We start from the raw sequence: 24,920 nt of genomic DNA on the forward strand, positions 1-24,920 counted from the left end.
CTTTGGTAGAATGCTGCCACTTTCATTCATCCGGCAAACGTCATGCGTCTGACCCGCTACTCGGACATCGGCCTGCGCGTCCTGATTTATCTCGCCCGCGCAGGGACGCGCGAAAGCCCCGTGACGGTGGCCGAAATCGCCGCCCAATTCGACATCCCGATCAATCACCTGATCAAGGTTGCCGGCCATCTGGCGCGGACCCATTGGGTCGATGCGACGCGTGGGCGCAACGGCGGCCTGCGCCTGGCGGTCGATGCGTCAACGCTGCAGGTCGGCATCATCTTGCTTGAACTGGAAGGCAAGGACGAACTGATCGATTGCGATGGACTGGCCTGTCACTTGCGCAAGGATTGTATTTTGCGCGATGCGTTAAAGATCGGCTTGCAGGCGTTTTACGATGCGATGAATACCTACACACTGGCCGACCTCTGCAAGGGCAAGACAGGTGAACAGATCGTGCAGATGCATCGCACTTTCCTCGCGCAATAATTCCTGCCGGCAGTGTGTTGCACTGTCGGTTTTTTTTTGATTTTTAATATGCATTTTAAATACTTGATTGGAGCAAGCCATGATTTCTACTGCTGCACGCCCCTACATCGATGCCAGCGTTCCCGTGCTGCGCGCCCATGGCCTGGCGATTACGACGACGTTCTACCGCAACATGTTTGTCGCGCACCCGGAACTGACCCACCTGTTTAACATGGGCAACCAGGCCAGCGGCGCGCAACAGCAATCACTGGCCGCCGCTGTGTTCGCGTATGCAGTCGATATCGGCAAACCCGACGCACTCGGCCCGGTTATCGAACGCATCGTGCAAAAGCACATGTCGGTGGGTATCCGCGCCGGACACTACCCGATCGTCGGCCGGTACCTGATCGCGGCGATCAAGGAAATTCTCGGTGATGCGGCTACCGCCCCGTTGCTGGGGGCGTGGGTCGAGGCCTACGATAGTCTGGCCAATGTGTTTATCGCCGCCGAGAAAAAAGGCTATGCCGAGGCCGGCATCACGCCTGGCGCATTGCGTGCCTTGCGGGTCATTCAACGGCACACTGAAAGTGCCGATGTCGATGCCTTCACGCTGGAACCGGTCGATGGCCTGCCATTGGCCGCGTGCAAGCCGGGCCAGTACATCAGCATCGCCGTCGATTTCGCCGATGGCCGTCACCAATTGCGCCAGTACAGTCTGTCGGACGCCCCGACTGACACGCAGTGGCGCATCACGGTCAAGCGCGACCATGCCAGTGAAGTGACTCCGGCGGGCGAGGTGTCGAACTGGATCCATGATCACGTGCTCGTCGGCAGCACCGTACTGGCCTCTCATCCATTCGGTGAATTCGTGCCCGAGACCGATTCTGCCGACCCTATCGTGCTGCTGTCTGCAGGCGTTGGCATCACGCCGATGATCGCGACATTGAACCGGATTGTGCAAGTCCGGCCGGAACGTCGCGTCATCTTTGCGCACGCTGCGCGAGACCCTGCCCATCATGCGCACCAGCGCGATATCGTGGCGGCGCAGGCACTAATGCCACACCTGAGCGTGGTGACGTTTTATGAAATGCCGACGGACGACAACGCTCGCCCCGGCCTGATGGACATCGCGGCTCTCCCCGACTGGCCGCATGCGAACGCCAATGTGTACCTATGCGGGCCGATCGACTTCATGAAAGCCCAATGGCTGGCATTGGTCGATGCCGGCGTACCGGTAACGCGCTTGCACCGCGAGGTGTTCGGTCCGGATTTGCTCGATATGCTGAACTGACATGCTGCCGGAACTCGCTGCCCAAAAATCAGGCGAAAAAAAACGCTGCCGGAAAGGCAGCGTTTTTTATTGCGTACAACTTAATTGCATCAAACTTAATTGCATCAAACTTAGTTGCGCACGATTTTTTTGTACTCGTTGGTCCGTGTATCGAGTTCGATTACATCGTCCTGGCTGACAAACAGCGGTACCTGAATCGTGTGCTGTTTGGCTTCGATGACGTTTTCCAGACGGGCTTCTTTCAGGACGTTGCCTGAGGTGTTGCCCTTGACGGCTGGCTCGGCATAGATGATCTGGCGTGCGATGGTGATCGGCAGTTCAACCGAAATGGCCTTGCCATCATAAAAAACGGCTTCGCATTCCATGCCGTCCTTCAGGTAGTTCAGTGCATCGCCGAGGTTCTCTTCTTCGATTTCATACTGGTTGTATTCCTCGTCCATGAAGACGAACAAGGGATCAGCGAAATACGAAAACGTGACTGGTTTCTTGTCGAGGACAACCACTTCGAACTTGTCGTCACCGCGGAAAACGTTTTCCATCGGCGCGCCGGTCAGCAGATTTTTGGTTTTCCATTTGTAGGTGAAGCCGGTGCGGCTTGACCCGTTGACATCGGAGCGCAGCACGATGAATGGCTTGCTATCGACCATGATGATGTTGCCAACGCGAATTTCTTTTGCAGGTTTCATAGGGAATGTACGTAAAAATTAAGTGGTATGAAAATCATCAGTCGCCACAAGAAGTCCGGCGCCGTAGGCTCACGATTGATTGAAAACAGTTATCGGGCAGCCGCAGATTGTACCTTGTTTTCAGCGCTGGAAGACCGAAGAGCAGTGGCAAAGTTCAGCACATTGGCAGCAAGATCGCCGTGCAATCGCATTTGTCGCTGCCAACCGGTGGCCTCGCGGGCGATTGCCGGCAGGTCCGCCAACAGACGCAGCCACAGCACGGACCAGTCTTGCGCAGGCGATGTCTGCACGCCGTTCCAGCACAGCGCTGCTGCCGTCAGGCTGTCGGTACCGGCGGCATAGCGCTGCAGAAATGCGCGCAGTTTGACGTGATGCAGGTTTTCATCCTGCGGATAGATATGCCAGAGAAAAGCCCTGCCCGCCCACTGGGCACGGACAAAAGAATCCTCGCCACGCACGAGGTTGAAATCGCAGGCCCACAGCAACTTGTCGTAGTCCGGCTGTGCGACGAACGGCAGTACGCGCACCGTCAATGCACCGACTGTGCGGACCGCACCCGGGACGGCTGGCTCGCCAAGAAACGTACTGACCGCATCAGTGGCCACCCCATCCGGAACCAGGCAAGTCAGTGCGCAGCCGGCACGCTGCCAGACCTCGAACAGCGCCGTCACCGGCGCATGCGGATAGCAAAATAGCGAGACTTTCAGCGCAGCCATCTCGGCCGGGGTGACGCCCAGCGCAGCAAGAAAGATCGCACTGGCAGTCGGGTCGTGCTGGAATTGCAGGCGCTGTTCCAGTAGTCCGCCTTCGTGCAGCAGGCCACCGGTTTGCGCCGTGAAGCCCGGAAAAAAGAAATGTTTGGTCAGCGGCAGACGCGGATGGGGAGATGGCAAGGTATGACACCCTTCGACCCATGCTTCGGCACTCAGCCCTTCGAGGTTCAACCAGACCGGCCGGGGGGTGCATTGCGCCATCGCAGCGACGTAAGCCGGCGGCAGTTCGCAGCCAAAGAATTCGATGACGATGTCTGGCACGTCGTCCGGCACGAACGTCCCCTCCTGATCGCGCCAAAAGCACACCGTCACGCCGGCGACCTGCTGCACATCGACATCGATCTGCACCGGCGGACAGAGTCGCCGGAAGCTGACCAGATCATCGACCCACAAGGTGACAGCGATGCCGTGCTCGTGCTGCAGTTGCCTGGCAAGGCGCCAGCAAATGCCGATGTCGCCGAAGTTGTCGACGACTTTGCAGAACAGGGCCAGTGACCTGGCCGGCGATGGCGGAAGATTCATGGGGTCGGACGCGCTTCAATAGGTAACTAGCGGCCGGAAAATACCGGACGTACTGCGCGCATTATGCCTGTGCGACGGCGTACACTTCGGCCTCGCTCAACAAGGAAGCTGCCATGCACACCATCCCGGAAATCCGTCCCGGTCAATCGATCGAACTGCTCAAGGAGCTGCACATCCTGACCCGCGATGGCAAACTGAACCAGGACAGCCGGCGCAAGCTCAAGCAGGTTTATCATTTATATCAATTCATCGAACCGCTGATGAAGGCGGACCAGCAGGCCTGCGGCGAACGCGGACTCAGGCTGGTTGACCATGGTGCCGGCAAATCGTATCTGGGCTTCATTCTGTACGACCTGTTCTTCAAGGCGCTGACCGATGGCTCGCATATTTATGGCATCGAGACCCGCGACGAGCTGGTCCGCAAATCCGAAGAACTGGCACAGCGATTGCACTTTCCCGGTATGTCCTTCCTGAACCTGTCGGTGGCCGACTCGATCGATTCACCGTTGCTGCCGGCGCAAATCGATATCGTCACCGCCCTCCATGCCTGCAATACCGCGACCGACGATGCGATCCATTTCGGCCTGAAAAAGCAAGCCCGGCACATGGTGCTGGTGCCGTGCTGCCAGGCCGAAGTCGCGTCGGTCCTGAATCGACTGAAAGGCAAGGCGCTGGGCAAGAGCGCGTTGACCGAACTGTGGCGTCATCCGCTGCACACACGCGAGTTCGGTAGCCAGCTCACCAACGTGCTGCGCTGTCTGCAGCTCGAAGCGCATGGTTATCAGGTCAGTGTGACCGAGCTGGTCGGCTGGGAGCATTCGATGAAGAACGAACTGATCATCGCGACGTACAAGGATTTGCCGCGTCGCCGGCCGGCCGAACGTTTGCAGGAAGTGCTGGAATCGGTCGGCCTGGAAGAGATGACCGAACGTTTTTTTGTGGCACCTGCCACCGCCTGATCAGGGCACATCGACGCTGATGGCGCGACCATCAAAGAACTGGTGGCTGTTGCGACCGAGTTCCTTGACCCGGTACATGGCGACATCAGCGCTGCGGATCAGCGCATGGATATCTTCGCCATCATTCGGATAGGTACTGATACCGATGCTGGCCGTGACATGGCAATCCTGCTGGTCGAGAACCATCGGCAAGGCGATTTGCTCGATCAGTTTGCGCGCGATGCCGGTCAGCACCGTGCTATCGGAAAAATCTTCGGCCATGACCACGAATTCGTCGCCGCCCAGACGCGCCACCATGTCGACTTCGCGCACGTTAGCGCGCAGCCGGTTGGCCACTTCCCGCAAGACCGCATCGCCCACATGGTGGCCCAGCGTGTCATTGATTTCCTTGAAGCGATCCAGATCCAGAAACAGTAATCCGACCTGATGACCGCTGCGCGCTGCGCGTGCCAGCGCCAGCGATAGCTCCTGCAAAAAGCGCATGCGATTGGGCAGACCTGTGAGGTCATCGTGATGGGCAAGGTAGCGGATGCGCTCGTCGGAGCGCTTGTTTTCGATGGCCAGCCCGGCCAGATCCAGTACCGATGGCAACAGAAAATACTCCAGCCCGGACGGTCCGCGCGGACGTCGGTAGTACAACGCCAGCGTGGCCATCGGATAGTCCTGCCGGCCACGTATCGGCCAGAAACTGCAGGCCCGGATTTTTTGTTCGCGTGCCATCGCCAGACAACCGGCGTAGGCCGGATCGATCTCCAGATCGGTGACCGTCATTGGCATTCGCCAATCAGGCAGCGAGATCGTGTTAGCCGCGAGCGCATCGCGCAGTATGGCGCGACTGACACTGTCCGGGACGGCGGTGCTGACATGCCAGGCAGGCATGCCCCCGCTATCCGGCAATCCCCCGATAACACACAGGACGTCGCCCGACTGTTCTTCGATCATCTGGTTGATCGCAGCAAGCGTTACTTCGAGGTCCGCACCGGCGGAAATCAATTTCAGGATGCCGTTCTGCCCCTTGACCAGATCGTGATTGCGCTTGCGTTCGGTGATGTCGCGCATGAAGCCGATGAACAACTGCTCGCCATCGATACAGGCTTCGCTGAAGGCAATTTCGAGCGGAAATTCATGACCGTCGGCGTGCAGTCCGACCACATTGGAACCGCGCCAGTTCAGGTGCTGCTGCCCGGTTTGGACATAACGCCGGATGCCCTCGTCGTGCGCTGCATGCAGGCGCTGCGGTTGCAGCATGCCCAGATGCTGGCCGACGACTTCCGCGGGCCGGTAGCCGAACAAATCTTGCAAGGCGGGATTGGCATAACGGATCACTGACCCGTGGGTCATCATCAGAATCGCATCGGTGCTGGTCTCCCATAGTGTGCGAAAGCGTGCCTCGTTATTCGACAGCGCGATGTCGCGCTGCATGTTGTCGAGTCCGAACGAGATATCCCGCGCGATTTCGGCCAGCAAGTCGACCAGTTGCGCATCGAAGTAATCCTTCTCGGACGCATATAGCACCAGCGCGCCTATGGTCGCATTGCTTTGCTGCAGAGGAAAAATAGCAATCGCGCGAAAGCCATGCTGTGCGGCCAGATCGCGCCACGGCAGCGCGGACGGATCCTCGAGAAAGTCATTGCTAATGATGTTCTTGCCCTGCCGGACCGACCGTCCCAACGGACCCTGTCCGGCCGGAGTATCGGGGTCGACGCTGATCAATGCGTGATCGAGGTAAGCGCGTTGTACCCCCTCGGCACAGGCAGACTTGAGCTGCCTGCTCAGCGGGTCGATCAATGCGATCCAGGCAAGCCCGAATTCGGCACACTCGACAACAATCTTGCAGACGGCGGCGAACAATGCCTGCGGCGTCCTGCTTTCGATGATGGCGTGATTGCAGCGACTGCGGGCATCGTAGAGGCTGGTCAGGCGCTGTAATTTGCGCTCGGTGGCGCGGGTCTCGGTGACATCCTGCAAAACCACGTTGGTGTTCAGGCAGCCTGCATGATTGACAAAAATGGACGACGACAGGGCCACCTCGATCAGCGCGCGGTCCTTGCGGATCATCCTGAGATGACCGTGGCAGCGACCGGTGCGCCTGCGTTGTTCCAGTAATTCGCTGGCGCGTGGATCAGTCAGATCCAGCAGACCCGCCCGGTCAATCTGCAGGAGCTCAGCCTCCAGATACCCGGTGATATGACAGGCCGCCGGGTTGACTGACAGGATGATGCCATCGAGCGACGCCACAATAATGCCGTGCTGACTGGTAGTAAAGATCGAGCGGTAGCGTTGCTCACTCTCGGTGAGAACCTGCTCGGCAACTTTGCGCTGGCTCACATCCATGAAGGTTGCCACCATGCGCACTGCCCGATGCGCCGCATCGCGCTCGGTGACCCGCCCGCGCGCTGCCAGCCAGATCCATTGACCACTGGCGCCGCGAACGCGCACTTCGGCATCGTAAAATTTATTCACGCCCTTGACGCAGAGCAGAATCGTCGCGTTCAGCTTGGGCAGATCGTCGACATGCATCATCGCCCGCAACCCGGCAGACGTCAGACTGGGCGTGGCAGTGATGCTGCCAGTGAGCACATCCCATTGATCACTGAGGTAAATCCTGTCGTGCTCCAGTTCCCACACCATGACGATCAGGCCGACCGATTCGGCCACGGTGCTGAACACGGAATCCGAGCCGAAAGAAAATGACGACATCTGGCGGTGTCCATAACAAAGGGCAACTAAAAAACCGGATAACGATAACCGGCAAGAAAGTACGGCAAGGCGTCAATCCGAGGCGACTACGAAGTCGCTATTCTTACTTTCGGGTGAATCGAAGAATGCGCTCATGTATTTCTAACGTCAAGCAACAAGCGCAGTACTTTTTGGTCACCATATTCAACGAGCATTCGCTCTATGCGGATGTCGTAACTTGCTCAAAAAAAAAGGCAGACCCGCGCTGCGGTCCGCCTTTTTTTGTTGACTGCTGCCGCGCTTTATTTCGGCTGCATCTGCCCGCCCAAAGCGAACACCAGATCATCAAGCATCTTGGCCAGCTCGCCCGTCATCAGCATCATGTCGCCATCGAAACGCTCGTCATCGTCACGCGCACCGGTGTCGGCACTTTCTTTGATCACGTCGAGCGGCGTGATGCGCTTGATCGTCAGCGATTCGGTCAGTACAAACGAAATACGGTCGTTCCAGGTCATGGCCAGGCGGGTACATTGCTTGCCATCCGCGATGTGGCGCTGGACATCGACCGGTTCGATGGTTTGCTTGACGTAGCGCACCGTAGCTTTGCTGTCGCCACCGGCCCGCAACTCGGTATCCTGGTCAACCGTGAAGCCCTTCGGTGCATCGGCCATCAGCCATTCCGTCATGGCGGCTACCGGAGACTGCACGACATGCAGGCTCTCCATCGGTAATTTTTCGATACCCTTGATCAGCAGTTTGAGCACTTCATCGGCCTTGCCTGCGGTGCCGGCATCAATCACCAGCCAGCCATTGACCGGATCGATCCAGGTCCACGTCGTGCGATTGATGCTGAATGCGCGCGGCAGCAATTCATCGGTGACCTGTTCCTTGATCTCCTTCATTTGCTTGCGGCCCGGCTTGAAACCCTGCTGCTCTTCGATGTCGGTGGCGCGCGCTTTCGCGACTTGATTGATCACGCTGGCCGGCAGCAATTTTTTTTCAGTGCCGAGGGCGATGAGCAATTGCTTGTTCACCGTGTGCACCAACATGCCGTTTTCACGCGGTGAAATCCAGCCCTGGGTTTGCATGTCGAGACTTGTGCACGGCTGAAAAGTGTGCGGCGCTAGCGCGGCTTCAAGCCGCTCGGCATCCATATCCCACGGCGCAGGAAGACGATAAATCTGTAGATTCTTGAACCACATGGCAGCCTGACGAAAAAGGACATGATTCTACACGCGGACCAAAATCTGCCGGCCGGTTTTCATGAAATTGGCGATCGCGCACAGTCCCTGCGATTAGGCAGAAATCTGCAAAAACGAGACGGTATAATGCGGGCTTCGAACCTGCCAGATGCATTTTCTGAGCAGCAACAATGCGTTGTTTCCACCACTTTCCCCATGCAAAAAAATCAGACTGGCAAACCGATAGACATCAAGATTTCGACCGTCGTCGCCATCTCGGCGATCCTGCATCAGACCGACCCTGCGAAGCTCGACGCCGCCATGCGCGACATGACCGGTGGCGAAGCCGATTTCTTCGACGATGAATTGGCTGTTATCGACGTCGGCGACCTTGATCTGACCGGCCCGCCGCCGGACTGGACGGTCCTCGTGAGCTTGCTCAGATCGTATCGCTTGCATGCCGTGGCGGTTCGCAATGCACCGCCAAAGATGGAAGCCGACATTCTGGCCCACGGCCTGACCCTTGATCGCAGCGCCAAACCGCGCGCAACCGCCGCACCGGAACCGGTGCGCCCGGTTGTGGCAGCACCTGTCGCGCCAGCCGCGATCGCAGCGGGAACGATGATCGTCGACACGCCGGTGCGCGCCGGACAACGCGTGTACGCGCGCGGTTGCGACCTGATCATTACAGCGGCCGTCAACAACGGTGCCGAAGTCATCGCCGACGGCAGTATTCATGTGTATGCGCCATTGCGCGGACGCGCGCTGGCCGGTGCCAGCGGCAATGCCGATGCGCGTATTTTTACTTCGCTGATGGAAGCGGAGCTGGTATCGATTGCAGGTATCTATCGCACCTTCGAACACGGCTATCCGCAAGGACTTGCCAATCACGCCGTACAAATTCGGCTTGTCGGTGACCGTCTCGACGTACTATCGGTTAATTCTTAAATTCATATCATTCTGAAAGGAGCCCATTTGTGGCAAAAGTTATTGTTGTAACGTCCGGCAAAGGTGGTGTCGGCAAGACCACGTCCAGCGCAAGTTTTGCCTCCGGGCTCGCCCTGCGGGGTCATAAAACGGCAGTCCTCGATTTTGATGTCGGTTTGCGTAATCTCGATTTGATTATGGGCTGCGAACGCCGCGTGGTGTATGACCTGATCAATGTCATCAACGGCGAGGCAACGTTGAACCAGGCCTTAATCAAGGACAAGCATTGCGAGAACCTGTTTGTATTGCCTGCATCGCAGACGCGCGACAAGGACGCCCTGACTGAAGACGGCGTCGAACGCGTCCTCAAAGACCTTGATGCAATGGGATTCGAATACATCATCTGCGACTCCCCTGCAGGTATCGAGCGCGGTGCGGTGATGGCACTGACGTTCGCCGACGAAGCCATCATTGTCACCAATCCTGAGGTCTCCTCGGTACGTGACTCGGACCGCATCCTCGGCATCATTCAGGCCAAGTCGCGTCGCGCCCAGAACGGCGGCGAGCCGGTCAAGGAGCATTTGCTGATCACCCGGTACGTACCAAAGCGTGTCGAATCCGGCGAAATGTTGTCCTACACCGACGTGCAGGAAATCCTGCGTATCCCGCTGGTCGGCATCATCCCGGAATCCGAATCGGTACTTGCCGCCTCGAACCAGGGCAACCCGGCGATTCATATCGAAGGCAGCGACGTCTCACAGGCCTATCAGGATCTGGTCTCGCGCTTCCTAGGCGAAGACGTGCCGCTGAAGTTCACGACCTACGAAAAACCGGGTTTCCTGCAGCGCATTTTCAGGGGAAAGTAAATGGCTCTTTTATCCTTCTTATTTGCCAGCAAGCCAAAAACGGCCAGTGCAGCCAAAGAACGATTGCAAATCATCATTGCGCGCGAACGCAATGGTCGATCCGGGCCCGACTTCCTGCCTGCACTGCACAAGGAATTAATTGCAGTGATCTCGAAGTACACCAAGGTCAACGCGGATGACATCAAAATTTCCCTGGATAGACAGGGCAATCTTGAGGTGCTGGACGTCAACGTGGTGCTGCCTGACGCCTGATATTGCTGCTGTCTGATTCTCTAAATTGCATCGGGACAAGCTGAAACCTTGTCCCGAAATTATTTGCGGCGCGCCAAATCACGCCTGCAAATAACTTTGTGCCCACGACGATAGGGGTAGCAATGAAAAGTCAATGCGTTGTAAAACAGAGACACACTTACCCTTTGGGCATGAACACTGCGCACCAACATGCGCTAAACTCCGCTTTGTTGATTGATGCACTGCCGCAAAGCAGGACATGCCAATCAGAAAAACAATTTCGATAGCAAGGCAACTTTCTGAAATAACGGCAGTCTTAACGGGCGGAATGGTTGCACAGATATCCAGCCATTTAGTCATCAAGATGTCATTTAAAGCTTGTATCTTGCCGTCGGATTGTTTAAGTACTTCCCAACAACTTTTCTTTTCACAACCAGGAAATTGCACAATGAAAAAATCGCTACTCGCACTCGCCATTCTTGGCACCATCGCCGGCTCGGCAGCAGCCCAGTCATCCGTGACCGTCTATGGTGTTGTCGACATGGGTATCTCCCGTGATGACAATGGCGCAACGACCACGACCGCTCTGAATAGCGGTATTCAGTCGGGCAGCCGTCTGGGTTTCAAAGGCGTCGAAGATCTGGGTAACGGTCTGAAAGCACTGTTCGTTCTGGAAACAGGTATCAACGCTGACACCGGCGGCTTCGCTCAAAGCAACACCGCTTTCGGTCGTCAATCGTACCTTGGCCTGCAAGGCAACTTCGGTACCGTCAAACTGGGTCGTCAAACCACCCTGCTGTACAACACACTGTCAGCGATTGATCCATTCGCGATCGGCCTGGCCGGCGATGCAACACGTTTCTTCAACCCAGCTGGCAACCGTATGAACAATACCATTGCCTATGAATCGCCAAATGTTAGCGGTTTCAAGGGTGCCGTTCAGTACGGTTTCGGCGAAGTCGCCGGCAACAACTCGGCTAGCCGCCAAATCACCGGCATGCTGCAATATGCAAACGGTCCAGTTCTGGTTGCTCTGACTCACCACAATGCAAAAAATGCACTTGACACCGCTAGCGACAAAACAACGCTGCTGGCTGGTACTTACGACTTCTCCGTTGTCAAAGCGCACGTTGCTTATGACCAGCGCAAAGTCGACAATTCGACCGTCGACATCCGCGACATGATGGTTGGCGTTAGCGTTCCTTTCGGCGCCAGCACCTTCCTGGTGGACTACACCAAGCGTAAGAACAAGTTCGTCAGCAATGCTGATGCAGATCAAGTTGCTCTGGGTTACACCTACGCGTTGTCGAAGCGTACCAACCTGTACACGTCGTACTCCCGTCTGTCGAATGACGGCGCATCGAACGTTGGTGGCTTCGCTGCTGCAAACGGCGAAACCGACAACCTGTTCAACGTCGGCGTTCGTCACACGTTCTAATTGCTTGCAGGCGCAAGCCTGCTGCAATGCATGACTTATTGAAAGGCACCTTCGGGTGCCTTTTTTATTGCCCGTTAAAATAGCTGCACTTTCATTTAATTGCACACAATGCCTATCGATCCGGAATCAAGCTGGCTACTGCATGGCATTGACTTCACCTCTGCACCCACGCGTCGCAAAACCATCACCATCGCCTCCGGATATCTGACTGCCGGGACCTGGCACCTCGATGCCCTGCAAGCGCTCCCCGACTTCACCAGCTTCGCGCAGTGGCTGCGGCAACCCGGACCATGGCTGGGTGCCTTCGATTTTCCGTTCTCATTGCCGCGTGAACTGGTAGAACACCTGCATTGGCCTGTCACGTGGCCCGCATTGATGACGCATCTGGCATCACTGTCCCGATCTGAGATGCGTCATACGTTCAAGGCATTCTGCGATGCCCGTCCCGTGGGCGGAAAATTTGCCCATCGCGCAACGGATATTCCCGCCGGATCGTCATCTTCGATGAAATGGGTCAACCCGCCGGTGGCCTACATGCTGCACGCCGGGGTACCGCTGTTGCGCGCTGCCGGTGTGACGCTACCAGGAATCGATGCCGGTGATCCGCAGCGCATTGCGCTTGAAGGCTACCCGGGCATGCTGGCACGTTCAATTACCCGCGCTTCGTACAAGAATGATGACCGCGCAAAGCAAACACCCGAGCGTCATGCCGCACGTGCGATGATTCTTGATCATCTTGAACGCGGCGATCATCGCTTTGCGGTCCGGCTGGAGGCAGGACCGCATCGTGCCGCGTTACTCGAAGACGCCAGCGGCGATCTGCTCGATGCCGCCTTGTGCGGTGTGCTGGCCGCCTGGGCCTGGCAGCGTCGCGATACCCGTTTCGGCTTGCCGGACTTTGATCCGCTCGAGGGCTGGATCGTGGGTGCCTGACCGGAAACAAACAGAAAAACGAACTGAAGGGAATCCGAAGTGAAAATAGCAATTTATGGTGCAGGTGCAGTCGGAGGACTCATTGCTGCGCGACTGGCGCAACAAGAAGATGGCCATCAGCTCAGCCTTGTTGCCCGTGGGCGGACGTTGGCCGCGATCCGTCAACACGGACTGCGTATCGAGGACAGCACCGGTATCCGCCATCTCAATATCTCGGTGGACGACACGCCTTCCCGGATCGGGGTTCAGGATGTCGTGATCGTCGCCGTAAAGTCGACGACGCTTGCCGACGTTGCGACCCGGATTGCTCCCCTTTTAGGGCCTGAGACCTGCATCGTTACCGCAATGAACGGCGTGCCGTGGTGGTTCTTTGAACAGCCGGAACGCCCGTTCTCAGGCCTGCGCCTGCAATCGCTGGATCCCGACGGTGTCCTCGCACAAGCGATGCCCGCACATCAACTGATCGGCTGCGTCGTGCATCTGTCGAGCAGTTCACCGGAGCCCGGCTTGATCCGTCCCGGGTTTGGCAACCGGCTGATCCTCGGCGAAGCTATCGCGGGCCAACCGGCACGCTTGTCGGCTCTGGTCAGTTTGCTCGCAGCAGCCGGTTTCGATGCCGAAGCCAGTGCCGATATCCGACGCGATATCTGGTACAAATTGTGGGGCAATATGACGATGAACCCGCTTTCAGCGATGACTGGCGCAAGCGCCGACAAAGTGCTTGATGATCCGCTGGTTAGAGATTTTTGTTTAAAAGCGATGGCCGAGGCCGCTGCCATCGGGAATCAGATCGGCTGCCACATTGCACAAAGCGGAGAAGAAAGAATGCGGCTGACACGCCAGCTAGGCGCGTTCAAGACATCGATGCTGCAGGATGCTGAAGCCGGACGAGCGCTCGAAATCGATGCACTGGTTGGTGCGGTCCGGGAAATCGGCCTGAAAGTCGATGTCCCGACCCCGACCATCGATGCTTTGCTGGGATTGGTGCGTTTGTACGCCAGGAGCCACGCACTCTATCCGCAGTAACTACTCGGCCGGGTACGAGATGTCCACCGGCAAACCTTCTCCATCCATGATCCAGTTCGTGATCAACGCGGTACCTGCTGCAAAACAGAGCAAAACAAGCGTCGCCGTTGCTATGAACGACACGACCGAGCGGGTTTTCGCCGATGGCTTCATGAAATTATTCTCCGGGAGAGGGTGATCAACTACGTTAATGATCTGTCATCCCGAAGTACTGCGCTGTACGCCAACCAACATTGCCGCTAAAAAATTTCACTCAGGCACGACCGACGATGGAGGCAGTAGCAATCAGCTCGTCGAGCAATGCCATTGAAACCAGACCCGACACCGCAAAAGGATTAAGTTCAGGCAACTCGGAATACTTCAGCAAGACCGAGGTATTGAGCTTCGCCAGATTGACCTGTCCCATCGTCCAACCGGCAAAACGACGTTCGGTGATTTCTTCGAAGTGCAGGATCTGGACACCCGTGTGGCGCGGGTCTTTGAGGATGTGGCCATATAAGGCATTGACAGCGGTACGACTGCCCTCGAGTACCTGGATAAAGATATCTCCACTGAAGCACAGAATGCCGGTCAGACCTTGTGACGGATTGTTCAGACGCGACTGCGCCATGATGGAATTGACCAGTTCGGTCGAGTTCTTGTCGACCGAGCGGCTTGCATACAATAAGCGGACTAACATAACGATTCCTCGATTATTTTTTGACGTTACGGAGCGACAGGAATTCACGGCGCAAGTTCGGATCCTTCAGGAATGATCCGCGCATGACGCTGTTGATCATTTTGGAATCCATATCCTTCACGCCACGCCAGTGCATGCAAAAGTGATCGGCTTCCATCACGATGGCCAATCCGTCCGGCTGAATCTTGTCTTGCAAGATGTCGGCAAGTTGCACGACGGCTTCTTCCTGAATCTGCGGCCGGCTCATGATCCAGTCGGCTATCCGGGCGTACTTGGACAAGCCGATCAGGTTCGAATGCTCGTTGGGCATCACACCGATCCAGATACGTCCGATGATCGGACACAAATGATGCGAGCAGGCGCTGCGCACCGTGATCGGACCGATGATCATCAGCTCATTGAGATGCGCGGCGTTCGGAAATTCGGTCAGCGCCGGCATGGACACATAACGACCTCGAAACACTTCATGGATGAACATCTTCGCCACACGGCGACCGGTATCCTGCGTATTGTGATCGCTGTCGGTATCGATGACCAGGCTCTGCAAGACGCTATGCATCTTGCCCTGAACTTCTTCCAGTAACGCGTCGAGCTCACCCGGCTTGATAAATTCAGCGATATTGTCGTTGGCGTGGAAGCGGGTCTTGCTGGCGAGGATGCGCTGACGAATGGACTGCGACACAGGGATCGCGACGCTGCCGTCCGTTTCTTTAGGGGGGGTCTTTGGGTTCATTATTAGCGGAATGAAAAAAAGGGAAACCCGGCCCGGAAGCGATTGCGCCCGGTGCCGGAGTCGGCACATGGTATCCGAATTGGGCGAAACGCGCGCCTAACGCGACTTCGGTTTCATGACATGGAACTATCACCGGACTTTGGCGCACTTAACGTCAGCCGGTGGAGCCGGCTAGCGTCTAATGTCCTGTGTGCTCGGCCCAGATACAGCGGGAGTCCAGCAATTCTTTGTAGAGTGTTGACGATGTCTCCTCGGTCTACCGCTCACCGCGCCAGAACACCCGCGATTCCGCTGGCCCGACAGGAAGGTCTGTCTCAACCGCTGCTAGCGACTGACCTGCGAATATCAAGTTCTGCCGGCGCGATCGACCGACCACTCACCTCCCGTTCGCGGCATCACTCCGAGGCATGGCCATTCGCCGCGAGGCACATCAGCGCGGACCTGATGACCGAACTAATAAGTCGCCATAACGCGCCCGTCGATCTGGTTGCACTGGCAACCAGCATCGCACTGGTCGAAGAAATCCGAGGTTTTCACACCACGCCGCCAAAGGACAGAGTACCGGGGCGCAAGCGGAATTTTCCGGAACTGACCACCCGCTCCGCGCTGGAAGAAGCCGCCATTACGGCCTACCTGAAGGCGGTCGGCACGCCGGCGAACCAGTCCGGTTCGCCCAGTGTCACCGAAGATCAATCCGGTTTGCGTTCCGCAACAGCGGATGCTCGTCGCCTGCAACGTGACCTGAAAGCACTCTCCTGTGCGACGCGGCCACCGACGATGCTCGGTCTCCTGTTGTCGACGAGAGAGATGTCCGGCAGCAGGGCGGCAGCCGGTGCACTGCGCACTGCGATCGCCGAGGCCAGGATGATGCCACCCGTCAGCCGTCAGGATTGGCAGCACCTGCGTGAAGCAGCAGGCAAAGCGCAATCCCTGCTCCGTGTTGAACAGTCGTTCAAGCACGCAGCTCGGAACGCAGGCGTCGAACGAACAGGCATGGTTGGCGATGCGCGCCAAAAATTCCGTGCCGGTGTGCTGGGAGCGATCAAATCGGAGAGTCTGGTCGTGCAGCAAGCAACGACTCGGCGGCATATCGCCATCATGATTGGCGAATACAAGCGGGCCCTTCACGACGCGACGGCCATCGGTGCTAATGCAGCGCATGCCGCACGACGACAACTACAACATCAGCTATCCAAAACGCTTCAACCACCTGTTCGACGCGACCGCGTGCTCTCGCCAACAAGCACACGCCTTGTCAACGCCCAGGCCCTGCTTGCCGGAAAACTGGCACGCGCTATCGACGTCGCTCAACAAGCAAGACAGGCATGCAATTTTTCGTCCGCCAACCCTGGCGAGAGCCTGTCTTCCCTACAGCGGAAAATCGAAAACCTGCTGCTGGATTTAGGTAATTTGACTCTTGCGATGCAAGGGCTGGAAGTCACGGAACGCCAATCGCCAACATTGAGCTCGGACCGCCAACAACACCTGGATGCGGCCGTCGCCACGGCGGCCGACAAACTGGCTGCAATTGCGGATCAGGACGTAATCCGGTTATTGAATGGCAATCTCCAGCAACAGCGCCATGCCACGGCCACTGTGCGCGACGACCATATACGCAGCCGCTGGCGCTACGCCGGACCACTGGCAACCGCGTCGGCTCGCCCCGAACGCATCGAGTCCTATGCCGGCGTTTCGGTCAACACAGGAAGCCTAATCCGCCTGTTCGATTCCGCGCCTGCCAATCGCGTTCTTGTCAGAACAGACCTCAACAAGCTGAGCATCCGGCAACTACTCGACCATCACCAGGTGCCAAAGGAAGTGCCATTATTCGACGCGACAGGAGACGAAGTTCGCGACGCCATCGATCTATCGAGGACTAGGGGATATCACGCCAGGATCGATCGCAGCAGAACATGGGTAGGTACGAATAGTCGGCCTGGTGCGCTCTGGAACCGGTTGATATCGTCAGGTCACCAGCTCGCCAGTTCGGTACTGAGACATCCCGTTCGCCTCGCCTACGTGAACAGCCTGATGAAGCGGACCCGCACAGCGCGCCGACAAATGCATGAAGACCTGTTCGTCGCCAGAAAAATGCTGGCGCAGGGCGGGTACACCGAACTAACGATCCCGCAGTCAGGAACAAAGTCGACGTTTTGGCAGCGGATGAAGGCGAGGGGATTTGGTCGATCCAGCTTTAGTACCGCGCTCGGATTACCCTTCATGCTGAGCCGGCAAAAAACTCCGGCTGCAATCAATGCGCGCAAAGTCATCAAGCCGGAAGATGGCTGGCCATCCGACAATCCGGCCGGCCTGCCTCCGTTGAAGGGACCCGTCGACCTCGATCAGTTCAACACGTCAATCCTCTTGCCAGCAGATCACCCGATCTCCGGCATGCTCCGCAAAGACTATTTGCTGCAGCTGATCAGGAACCCGGGTTTATTTCCAGGCGATGCCTCTGCCACAGAGCACGCGCAACTGATGCAGCAACTGCAGCATGTCGAACAACAGCTTCGGCCACACGCCGACAAGCAAGCCTCGCCTCAAGTTCCGCAGGAAATGGCCTTGCTCGCGCGCGCGCTCTCGGCAGCGTGTGTGCACACTGGTGCCGAAGCAATGCCGGCCCGGCGCCATGCCGCGCGCGCCCTCGCCTGCCTGCGCAATATCGACCTGACAGATAGTCTGCGCAGACCGGCTGCACATCGCACTCCCCCGTCACGCGCCTCGCTCGGAGAATCGTTTGTTGCACCAGACGATGGTGCCTTCACCGAGAGCGACCATGCGCTGGCCTGGCGTACCGCACAAATGCTGGCAGAAACGCCGTCAGGCATGGCGCTGCTCACGACACTGACCCGGCCGGTAGCGCGTTCGCGCAGTGCATCCGTCATCGAGCAGGAAACACTGATGCTCAAACTATTCCTCACCGCGGGTGCCGCACTTGATGCCGAATTGAAGAGCACCGACCTGGCCAGCAAGCCGTCACCGGTTCCGGCAGCACTGCTCGCGTATGCCGAACGCAGCATCAGTCAATTGCAGCCGGGTCAAAATAGCGTACTAGTCAAGGCCCTCAATGCCATTCCGGCGCATCTGCGACATAGCGAACAATTCACTGACAACGATCCCCTGCAGCCTATCGCCCCGGACACCCACCGGCATGATTGGGCCATCGGGGTAGTCCGCAATGGCATGACCAGCGATGTCGCCGGCTCCCCCTTCTCTTGCATCGAAGATCGCCTGATACGAAAAATTGCCGGTAAATGGGTCGACCTCGCCACCAGCAAAGCAACGACGCGCTGGCAGCGCGTTACCCAACGGATCAATCCGTTGCGCTACAAGTCGCCATTCAATGCGTTCAACAAAACGGATGGATCCTTCAAAAACACGACGCAGGGGGCAACGCTGGACCGGCGTCACATGCGTCATGCATCCGATATCGTCGAAGCAATTCTTGATCGCCCTGCGCCATCTGACCCCAGCCAGGAGACCGCATTACGCACGATGGTCCGTCTCGCCTTCCTCCGGAAATGGAAAACCAAACGCTTTCCGACGTTACTGGAAGGAGATCATTTTGATCAGGAACAATTGGAGGCCATAGCAGCCTCGCTTGCGGCAAACCCTGCCGTGACAGCGAACCCGGTTGCCTTGAAACAAATGCTGGAAACGGAAAACAAGCCCTACCTGCCCGAACTGCTGGACCAGTGGATGAGCGAGGCAATTACCATCGGCGGAGCGCCGACCAAGGAGCAACAGGATCGCTACGCGGTATCAATCGCGCGGGTAAAGGGCGCGACCACGGAATGTCAGGTGGGACCGATAACGCGCGAGAACCTGGCCAACAATCTTGCCAACCTGGTTCGTGACGAACTTGAACTGGGCGCGGGTATTACCTTGACCAATGGCGGTACGTTAGGCTTCGGGACCAAGGGCATGAGCGCAACCGTCTTGGGCATATTGACCGCCTGGACAATGCGAGGCAGGATAAATTTTCGGATGCGTCGTTTGCGCCATGCGGCATTGGAAATCAAGTTATCCAACAGTGGCGTGGAACTGCGTGCCGGAAGCCAAGCCATCAACAGCAAGGCTGCAGGTATCGGATTCTTTTCAGGGGTGAAGGCCAACTTCCTGAACCTTGTCCGGCTACGTTTAGGGGTTGGTATGGATGCCGAGATCGGACGGGAAAACGAACATTTTTCCGGGGTAGTGCTGCGCCTGCCGCGCGGTCACAATGGCGTCGAGGATGAGCCGGCCATGCGGTCGAGGTTCGCCGAAGTGATCCGTCGCCTGCTGTTACGAGACGCAACGAACGAGGTCAGTGTCAATGCACCCGGCAGCGATGGTGCCTCACCTCTGAAAAATCTGCTGCAGCAATTCAGCGATCTTTCGGTCAATCTTGTCGGAAAATCGCTGGGAAATACCAGGCACATGCAAGCCAATACGGAAGCCGCTGCCGCCGCCTTTATCGGTCCTGCAGCGATTGGCCCGACCGCTGCAGTAACCGCAGACCGCATCGTTCATCGGGAAACCTACCAGGAAGCCCAAGGCAGGGTAAGAGTCGAGAGAACCACCCGGGAAACCGGCCACAAAATCAATCTGAACGCGCGCCTTGTCAGCGGCATTCCGATGGCTCCAGTCCCGTTGACCAGATCAACGTTTTCACCGCCGGCAACGATACTCGGTGAGGTTAATACCGATGTGTGGAAAATCGGGAGTGCGATCAAACACACATTGGTTTTCCAGGATGGGCAGATCGATCCCAAATCGTTCGCCATTGAAACACATCGCAATCTAAATGGATTCATCGATGACATTGTCAACAACCTGGATGTCTGGTGCGCCGTACGCGCCCGAAAATTTTATCCGGACGAATATCATGGCGGCCCGGAGCGGCAGCGAAAGGCCATCGAAGAAGAACATAGACGCATCAGTCATTTCATTTTCCGGGCGCGCAACCGGGTCGCGACGACTCAGACTTTTTACGGCAACCTTGAGCTCAAACCCGTTATTGCAGCCGAAATCAACCGCTTGCTGGCAACGTCAACGATGATGGCGCTCAATGGGGATATCGAAAATAGCAAAAAGATTCAGACCTATTGCCAACTACGTCTGATGGAAAAGGTCGCCTGGGAAGAAACCAATCTCGTGTGTCGTGAAACCGTCGCCGAACAGGTCATTCGTCCCTTTCAAGCCGGCGTAAGCATGCGTGCGGTCAGCAACGTAGTGACGACCAACCTGCTCGACGTGATCTGAACTGAATCGGGCAATCTCTCTGGTATGAAGATAGTTGTGCGAGGTGCCGGTTTGACGGTGCTCGGGTATCGCCGCGTCAGTGTCGAGGCCGATACGCGATTGCTTCAGCCCGGTCATTCATCGCCGGGCGCATCGCCGTATTTCTCGAGTTCCGTCAGCGGCTTGAAGTCGCCGCTATCCCGCATTTCCTGAATCACCGCATAAACGTGCGCAACCGACTCGTAGCTCGCTTTCGGAATCGGATGGTCGGGCTTTGCCGTCGCGTACAAGGTTCGGGCCAGCCAGACATGACGGATTACGGGAATATTGTATTGATGCGCGCGCGCAATCATCGCCTGGGCGGTTTCATCCTTGCCCTTGGCTAACACCATCGGTACTGACGGCGCATCAAAATCGTAAAACAGTGCCACGGCAAAATGCGTCGGGTTGACCACCACCGCATTCGCATCCTGGGTGCGCGAGGCCGGCTCTTCATTGGCCCATTCCTGCGCCAGCTGCTTGCGCGTCCCTTTGACCAGCGGGTCTCCTTCGGACTCTTTATATTCACGCTTGATTTCATCCATGCTCATCATCAGCGACTTGGTATGAAAATGGCGCTGGCTAACCAGATCCACCAGGGAGAAAGCGAAGCAGATCCCTACCGCGATCTTGAAAATCGAGAATAGCATCTCGACAAAACCGTAATACACATCGTGGGGCGTACCACCCGACAGCTTCAGGATGGTCGGCAACTGGTCGAGGATAACCAGATACAGCACGTAACCAATCAAGATGGCCTTGGCTATCGAGACCACCAGTTCAACGAGCTTCCTCTTGGAAAATAATTGCATCATGCCCTGTACCGGATTGAGCTTATCCAGTTTCGGCTCAAGCGCCTTAGCCGACAGCAAGATGCCAAACTGCCCCCAGAATGCCATGATGGCAACGACCGTGCCGGTGATCGCAATGGCACCGAAGATCACCAGCAATAGCTTGCCGGCAGCCGTGACCATTTCCAGCATGGCCGGCAGGAATGGCGCACCGATACGCAGGAAAGCCAGTTCGAACAGGCTATCGATACTCGCGTGCCAGAGCTTTTCAGTGACAAAGGAGAGCAAGCCGATCACAAAAAAAGTAGCCAGTCGCGCCATGTCACGACTGACCGGCACCTGGCCTTTCTCACGCGCATCTTCGAGTTTTTTATCGGTGGGTTGTTCGGTTTTTTCGCTCATTTATTCCCCGCGGGCGCTGCTTGCAACAGCAACGGGAGCAAGTCGAGTACACGCGCAAAATCATACGAAATGTAATGTGCCAGCGTCGGCCAGTACACCAGCAAAATGAACAGTCCGAGCAGGCTTTTGATCGGTGACGAGATTGCCGACACTTGCAGGTTGGATGCAAAAATACCGATTACCGCAATCGTAAAATCGACCAGCACAAGGGGAATAAGCACCGGCCCGCCATAGACGGCAAGGTGCCAGAAAAATTCGCCAAAGCGTTTCAGGACGACATCCATTTGACCGAGTTCGAACGGCGGCATCAGACTGAACGCCGGCCACAAGCCATAGCTTTCGATCATGATCCGCACCAGTGCCGTCATCAGTCCGGCCTGGATCATGACCAGCACGACAGCCTGCACCAGCATCGCCCCGAGCGCGCTGGCATCGGCATCAAACGACGCATTGTCGGACATCACCTGAGTCGATGCACGCTGAGTATCGAGGATGGAACCGAGCGATTGCAAAGCCCAGATGGGTAGCGCCATCAACACCCCGAGCATCAGGCCAATCCCTGCCTCCTTAAACCCCAGCATCACCGCCAACATGTAATCGACCTGACCTGTCTTGACAAAATAATAGGTTGGCAACCAGGCGGGTAAGGCGATCGCCAGTGCAATTGAATTGCGGGCAATGCCGACCAGCGTGCGGGTACCGAAACCCGGAAGAATCGCCAGTACAACAAAGGAACGGGGCATCACCAGAGCCATTGCGACCATGGTGTTTTGCAAATCAATGAGCAGTGATGCCTCCATCAGGAATGCACGCGGCTATCGACCGGCAACCGGTATCAACACGAATGCCGCATTGATCATTTGGATGAGTTCACTACCGATCCAGCGCCCCATCAAGGTCAGCGTGATTGATACGCCCATCAACTTGACGACGTAAGGCAGCGTCTGGTCCTGGATTTGCGTCACCGCTTGAATGAGCGAGATGGCGGTGCCGCACAACACTGCCACCAGCAGCGGCGGTGCCGACAGCACGATGATCATCCATAAACCCTGCTGAAAGAAATTAATCGTATCGGCCATGCTGGAGACTCCTCGGTGACTAACAGGACTGGCGGGAACGCACTTACGCGTAAGACATCGCGAGCGCATTTAACAGCTTGCCCCAGCCATCCACCATCACGAACAGCAGCAGCTTCAATGGCACCGTGATGGTTTGCGGACTGACCTGCTGCATGCCTAATGCCATCAGCAAATTCGACACCAGCAAATCAATGACAACGAACGGGATGTAAATGAGGAACGCGACTTCGTAGCCCGTCTGGAGCTCTGACACGACGAAGGCCGGCACCAGTACCAGCACATCCGTCGACTTGGCTTCGGCGGCAAATTCCTTGGGCCAGAGTTTTTTTGCGCTGGCAAGGAAAATTTCCCGCTGCTCGGGCTTGCAGTGTTTCAGCATGAACGTGCGTAGCGGCTCGAAAGCGATCTGGGCATCGGCTATCCCACGCTTGGTCGTAGTTTGTTCCGCCTCCATCGCCGCCACGTGATTGCCGATTTCCTGCACCGTGGGCGACATGACGAACAAGGTCAGTGCCAACGCGATGCCATAGATCGCCAGCGTCGGCGGCACCTGTTGCACGCCCAGCGCGTTGCGGGTGACCAGCATCACCAATGCAATTTTCAGAAAAGACGTGGTCGTGACGACGATCAGCGGCACCAATGCCAGCATCGCCAGCAGGATGGAAAATGAGACGATATCAAACTTGCCGGCACCCATGCTCAGCTCCAGTGAATGATGCGAATCGCCAGCTTTCCATTGACTTCGACCAGTTCCCCCCGGCCCAGAGTGCAGCCACCGGCAGTGATGCCGATTGCCGCCGGCGAGCCACCTTCGATGGGCAACACGCTACCCGCCACCAATGTGCGCAAGCCACCCAAGGTGGTGTGGCAACACCCCATATCGAAATGCAATTGCAAGGGCAAGGTATCGAGCCCACCCGCATCGTGAGTGCCAGCAAGCGTCGGGCTGACGACAAGGGAGTCGGTATCAACGATGGTGCCAAGGGAATCCATGCGGGTCTCCAGACTGAGTAAAGTCATGCCCGCCGGTGCGGTGTACACGACGGATAATTGCCAGCTACCGATACGCACCCGGCCCGTTCCGCTGCAGTCAAACCAGCAGGTATCCGGCAGGACGATATCGCCAGCGACCAGGCCAGCGATGACGGATCGGTCCAGCGTATGACTGCCGATACGCCACTGAAATGTCAGCGGCAAATCAAGCTGATGTTCAATCACCCTTCCGCTGTGCTGCCAGCCGGTGCGTGACAGGAAGTCCAGCCAGACAGAGGCACTTGCCTTTGCCATGATGGAAAAGGCATGCAAGCCGCCGCGCAGGTTCAGGCACAACGTAATGTTGTCGGGACCGGGTGCAAGACAACCCCGGCTCAGCGAAGTAATGCCTTGCAACGGTGTGCCGGCGAGGCGGCCCAGCACTGATGCCGTGAGCCATTGCGATTCAGGGATATCGACTGCGCTTTCACCAAGGTCAATGCCAGTGAGCGCCATCAATAGTCGTACGCCATCACCAAACTCGATCTCGCCAGCCGGACCATGCAACACCAATGCACGGTAAGGATCCGCATCCGTCACGGCCAGGTCGGTCGATTGCAAGACAAGCCGTCCATCGGGGCCGAGCTGTGGCAACGGGGCATAACGTCCGGCTCCGAGCACTCGACTCAGGACTGCTTGTGTGAGGCTGATGCGGGCAACTGCAGGACTGTCAACAACGTGAACTATCGATGGCACGTCGATATCGTTAGCGGGAAAGATGGGCTGGACCGGCACGGAGATGTCTGATGCCAGCGCGACCTGCTGCTTGCGGACGGCACGCTTGCGCGGTTTTGTTTGAAGCACCAGCGGGTCTGCCGGGGTTTCCACCGGCGCGACATCGATAACGGCAGCACTGGCACGCGGTTTTCGTCGGGATTTGGGTTTTGGTACTGGTATTGGTTGAACTGGTGCCGGATCGGCTACTGGTGTCGCTGCAAGTTCGCTTGGAGGCATGGGAATGT

Annotated in this window: 22 protein-coding genes; 11 read left to right on the plus strand and 11 right to left on the minus strand. The window is 57.1% G+C overall.

Annotated elements, in window-relative coordinates:
* Positions 1-42: 42 nt before the first annotated feature.
* Together RHM62_RS13100 and RHM62_RS13105 are read left to right on the plus strand one after the other, a co-directional pair.
* Positions 43-489 carry an Rrf2 family transcriptional regulator gene (locus RHM62_RS13100; RefSeq protein ID WP_322122528.1) on the plus strand — a complete coding sequence of 149 codons (447 nt, stop codon included), beginning with the start codon at positions 43-45 and terminating at the stop codon, positions 487-489.
* Between the two features lie 79 nt (positions 490-568).
* Complete coding sequence (locus RHM62_RS13105; RefSeq protein WP_322122529.1) at positions 569-1,759, plus strand: globin domain-containing protein; 1,191 nt, start codon at positions 569-571, stop codon at positions 1,757-1,759.
* A gap of 110 nt (positions 1,760-1,869) precedes the next feature.
* On the opposite strand, the gene RHM62_RS13110 is transcribed toward RHM62_RS13105, so the two are convergent.
* Together RHM62_RS13110 and earP are read right to left on the minus strand one after the other, a co-directional pair.
* On the minus strand, positions 1,870-2,445 hold the full coding sequence (locus RHM62_RS13110; RefSeq protein ID WP_322122530.1) for an elongation factor P: 576 nt from the start codon (positions 2,443-2,445) through the stop codon (positions 1,870-1,872).
* Positions 2,446-2,534: 89 nt separating this feature from the next.
* Positions 2,535-3,740 (minus strand): elongation factor P maturation arginine rhamnosyltransferase EarP, encoded by a 1,206-nt coding sequence (gene earP, locus RHM62_RS13115; RefSeq protein ID WP_322122531.1) that lies wholly within the window; start codon positions 3,738-3,740, stop codon positions 2,535-2,537.
* 113 nt (positions 3,741-3,853) lie between these two features.
* Here earP and RHM62_RS13120 point away from each other — a divergent pair, with 113 nt between their 5' ends.
* Positions 3,854-4,699 (plus strand): SAM-dependent methyltransferase, encoded by an 846-nt coding sequence (locus RHM62_RS13120; RefSeq protein WP_322122532.1) that lies wholly within the window; start codon positions 3,854-3,856, stop codon positions 4,697-4,699.
* Here RHM62_RS13120 and RHM62_RS13125 read toward each other — a convergent pair whose 3' ends face one another.
* Both RHM62_RS13125 and RHM62_RS13130 read right to left on the minus strand, forming a co-directional pair.
* Positions 4,700-7,399 carry a diguanylate cyclase domain-containing protein gene (locus RHM62_RS13125; protein WP_322122533.1) on the minus strand — a complete coding sequence of 900 codons (2,700 nt, stop codon included), beginning with the start codon at positions 7,397-7,399 and terminating at the stop codon, positions 4,700-4,702.
* A 281-nt stretch (positions 7,400-7,680) separates the two neighbouring features.
* Positions 7,681-8,580: a recombination-associated protein RdgC gene (locus RHM62_RS13130; RefSeq protein ID WP_322122534.1), complete on the minus strand. Its 900-nt coding sequence runs from the start codon at positions 8,578-8,580 to the stop codon at positions 7,681-7,683.
* 195 nt (positions 8,581-8,775) lie between these two features.
* On the opposite strand from RHM62_RS13130, the gene minC reads away from it, so the two are divergent.
* From minC to RHM62_RS13165, 7 genes are all read left to right on the plus strand, one after another.
* Entirely contained in the window at positions 8,776-9,507 is a 732-nt protein-coding gene (minC, locus tag RHM62_RS13135) for a septum site-determining protein MinC (protein ID WP_322122535.1), read from the plus strand.
* Between the two features lie 29 nt (positions 9,508-9,536).
* Positions 9,537-10,352, plus strand: a complete 816-nt coding sequence (gene minD, locus RHM62_RS13140) for a septum site-determining protein MinD (RefSeq protein ID WP_009664616.1) — start codon at positions 9,537-9,539, stop codon at positions 10,350-10,352.
* Positions 10,353-10,604: a cell division topological specificity factor MinE gene (minE, locus tag RHM62_RS13145; RefSeq protein ID WP_009664615.1), complete on the plus strand. Its 252-nt coding sequence runs from the start codon at positions 10,353-10,355 to the stop codon at positions 10,602-10,604. It begins immediately after the preceding gene.
* Between the two features lie 427 nt (positions 10,605-11,031).
* A complete protein-coding gene (locus tag RHM62_RS13150; protein WP_322122536.1) occupies positions 11,032-12,021 on the plus strand; it encodes a porin in 990 nt (329 codons plus the stop codon).
* 108 nt (positions 12,022-12,129) lie between these two features.
* On the plus strand, positions 12,130-12,954 hold the full coding sequence (locus tag RHM62_RS13155; protein WP_322122537.1) for a DUF429 domain-containing protein: 825 nt from the start codon (positions 12,130-12,132) through the stop codon (positions 12,952-12,954).
* 39 nt (positions 12,955-12,993) lie between these two features.
* Complete coding sequence (locus RHM62_RS13160) at positions 12,994-13,980, plus strand: 2-dehydropantoate 2-reductase (RefSeq protein ID WP_322122538.1); 987 nt, start codon at positions 12,994-12,996, stop codon at positions 13,978-13,980.
* A gap of 19 nt (positions 13,981-13,999) precedes the next feature.
* A complete protein-coding gene (locus tag RHM62_RS13165; RefSeq protein WP_322122539.1) occupies positions 14,000-14,158 on the plus strand; it encodes a hypothetical protein in 159 nt (52 codons plus the stop codon).
* 75 nt (positions 14,159-14,233) lie between these two features.
* Here RHM62_RS13165 and RHM62_RS13170 read toward each other — a convergent pair whose 3' ends face one another.
* Both RHM62_RS13170 and folE read right to left on the minus strand, forming a co-directional pair.
* Complete coding sequence (locus RHM62_RS13170) at positions 14,234-14,659, minus strand: BLUF domain-containing protein (RefSeq protein ID WP_322122540.1); 426 nt, start codon at positions 14,657-14,659, stop codon at positions 14,234-14,236.
* A gap of 13 nt (positions 14,660-14,672) precedes the next feature.
* Positions 14,673-15,392: a GTP cyclohydrolase I gene (gene folE, locus RHM62_RS13175; RefSeq protein ID WP_322122541.1), complete on the minus strand. Its 720-nt coding sequence runs from the start codon at positions 15,390-15,392 to the stop codon at positions 14,673-14,675.
* Positions 15,393-15,836: 444 nt separating this feature from the next.
* On the opposite strand from folE, the gene RHM62_RS13180 reads away from it, so the two are divergent.
* Positions 15,837-20,636, plus strand: a complete 4,800-nt coding sequence (locus RHM62_RS13180) for a hypothetical protein (protein WP_322122542.1) — start codon at positions 15,837-15,839, stop codon at positions 20,634-20,636.
* A gap of 113 nt (positions 20,637-20,749) precedes the next feature.
* On the opposite strand, the gene sctU is transcribed toward RHM62_RS13180, so the two are convergent.
* From sctU to RHM62_RS13205, 5 genes are read right to left on the minus strand one after another with little or no spacing between them, the layout of a single operon-like run.
* The gene (gene sctU / locus RHM62_RS13185; protein WP_322122543.1) at positions 20,750-21,847 is read right to left on the minus strand and encodes a type III secretion system export apparatus subunit SctU; all 1,098 of its coding nucleotides are present in this window, start codon (positions 21,845-21,847) and stop codon (positions 20,750-20,752) included.
* The gene (gene sctT, locus RHM62_RS13190) at positions 21,844-22,647 is read right to left on the minus strand and encodes a type III secretion system export apparatus subunit SctT (RefSeq protein ID WP_322122544.1); all 804 of its coding nucleotides are present in this window, start codon (positions 22,645-22,647) and stop codon (positions 21,844-21,846) included. The genes sctU and sctT overlap by 4 nt, the downstream gene beginning before the upstream one ends.
* Positions 22,648-22,662: 15 nt before the next feature.
* On the minus strand, positions 22,663-22,926 hold the full coding sequence (gene sctS / locus RHM62_RS13195; RefSeq protein ID WP_322122545.1) for a type III secretion system export apparatus subunit SctS: 264 nt from the start codon (positions 22,924-22,926) through the stop codon (positions 22,663-22,665).
* A 43-nt stretch (positions 22,927-22,969) separates the two neighbouring features.
* Entirely contained in the window at positions 22,970-23,623 is a 654-nt protein-coding gene (gene sctR / locus RHM62_RS13200) for a type III secretion system export apparatus subunit SctR (RefSeq protein ID WP_322122546.1), read from the minus strand.
* A gap of 2 nt (positions 23,624-23,625) precedes the next feature.
* Positions 23,626-24,912 carry a FliM/FliN family flagellar motor switch protein gene (locus tag RHM62_RS13205; RefSeq protein ID WP_322122547.1) on the minus strand — a complete coding sequence of 429 codons (1,287 nt, stop codon included), beginning with the start codon at positions 24,910-24,912 and terminating at the stop codon, positions 23,626-23,628.
* Between the last annotated feature and the right edge of the window lie 8 nt (positions 24,913-24,920).

The organism is Actimicrobium sp. CCC2.4 (assembly GCF_034347385.1).
Classification (GTDB): domain Bacteria; phylum Pseudomonadota; class Gammaproteobacteria; order Burkholderiales; family Burkholderiaceae_D; genus Actimicrobium.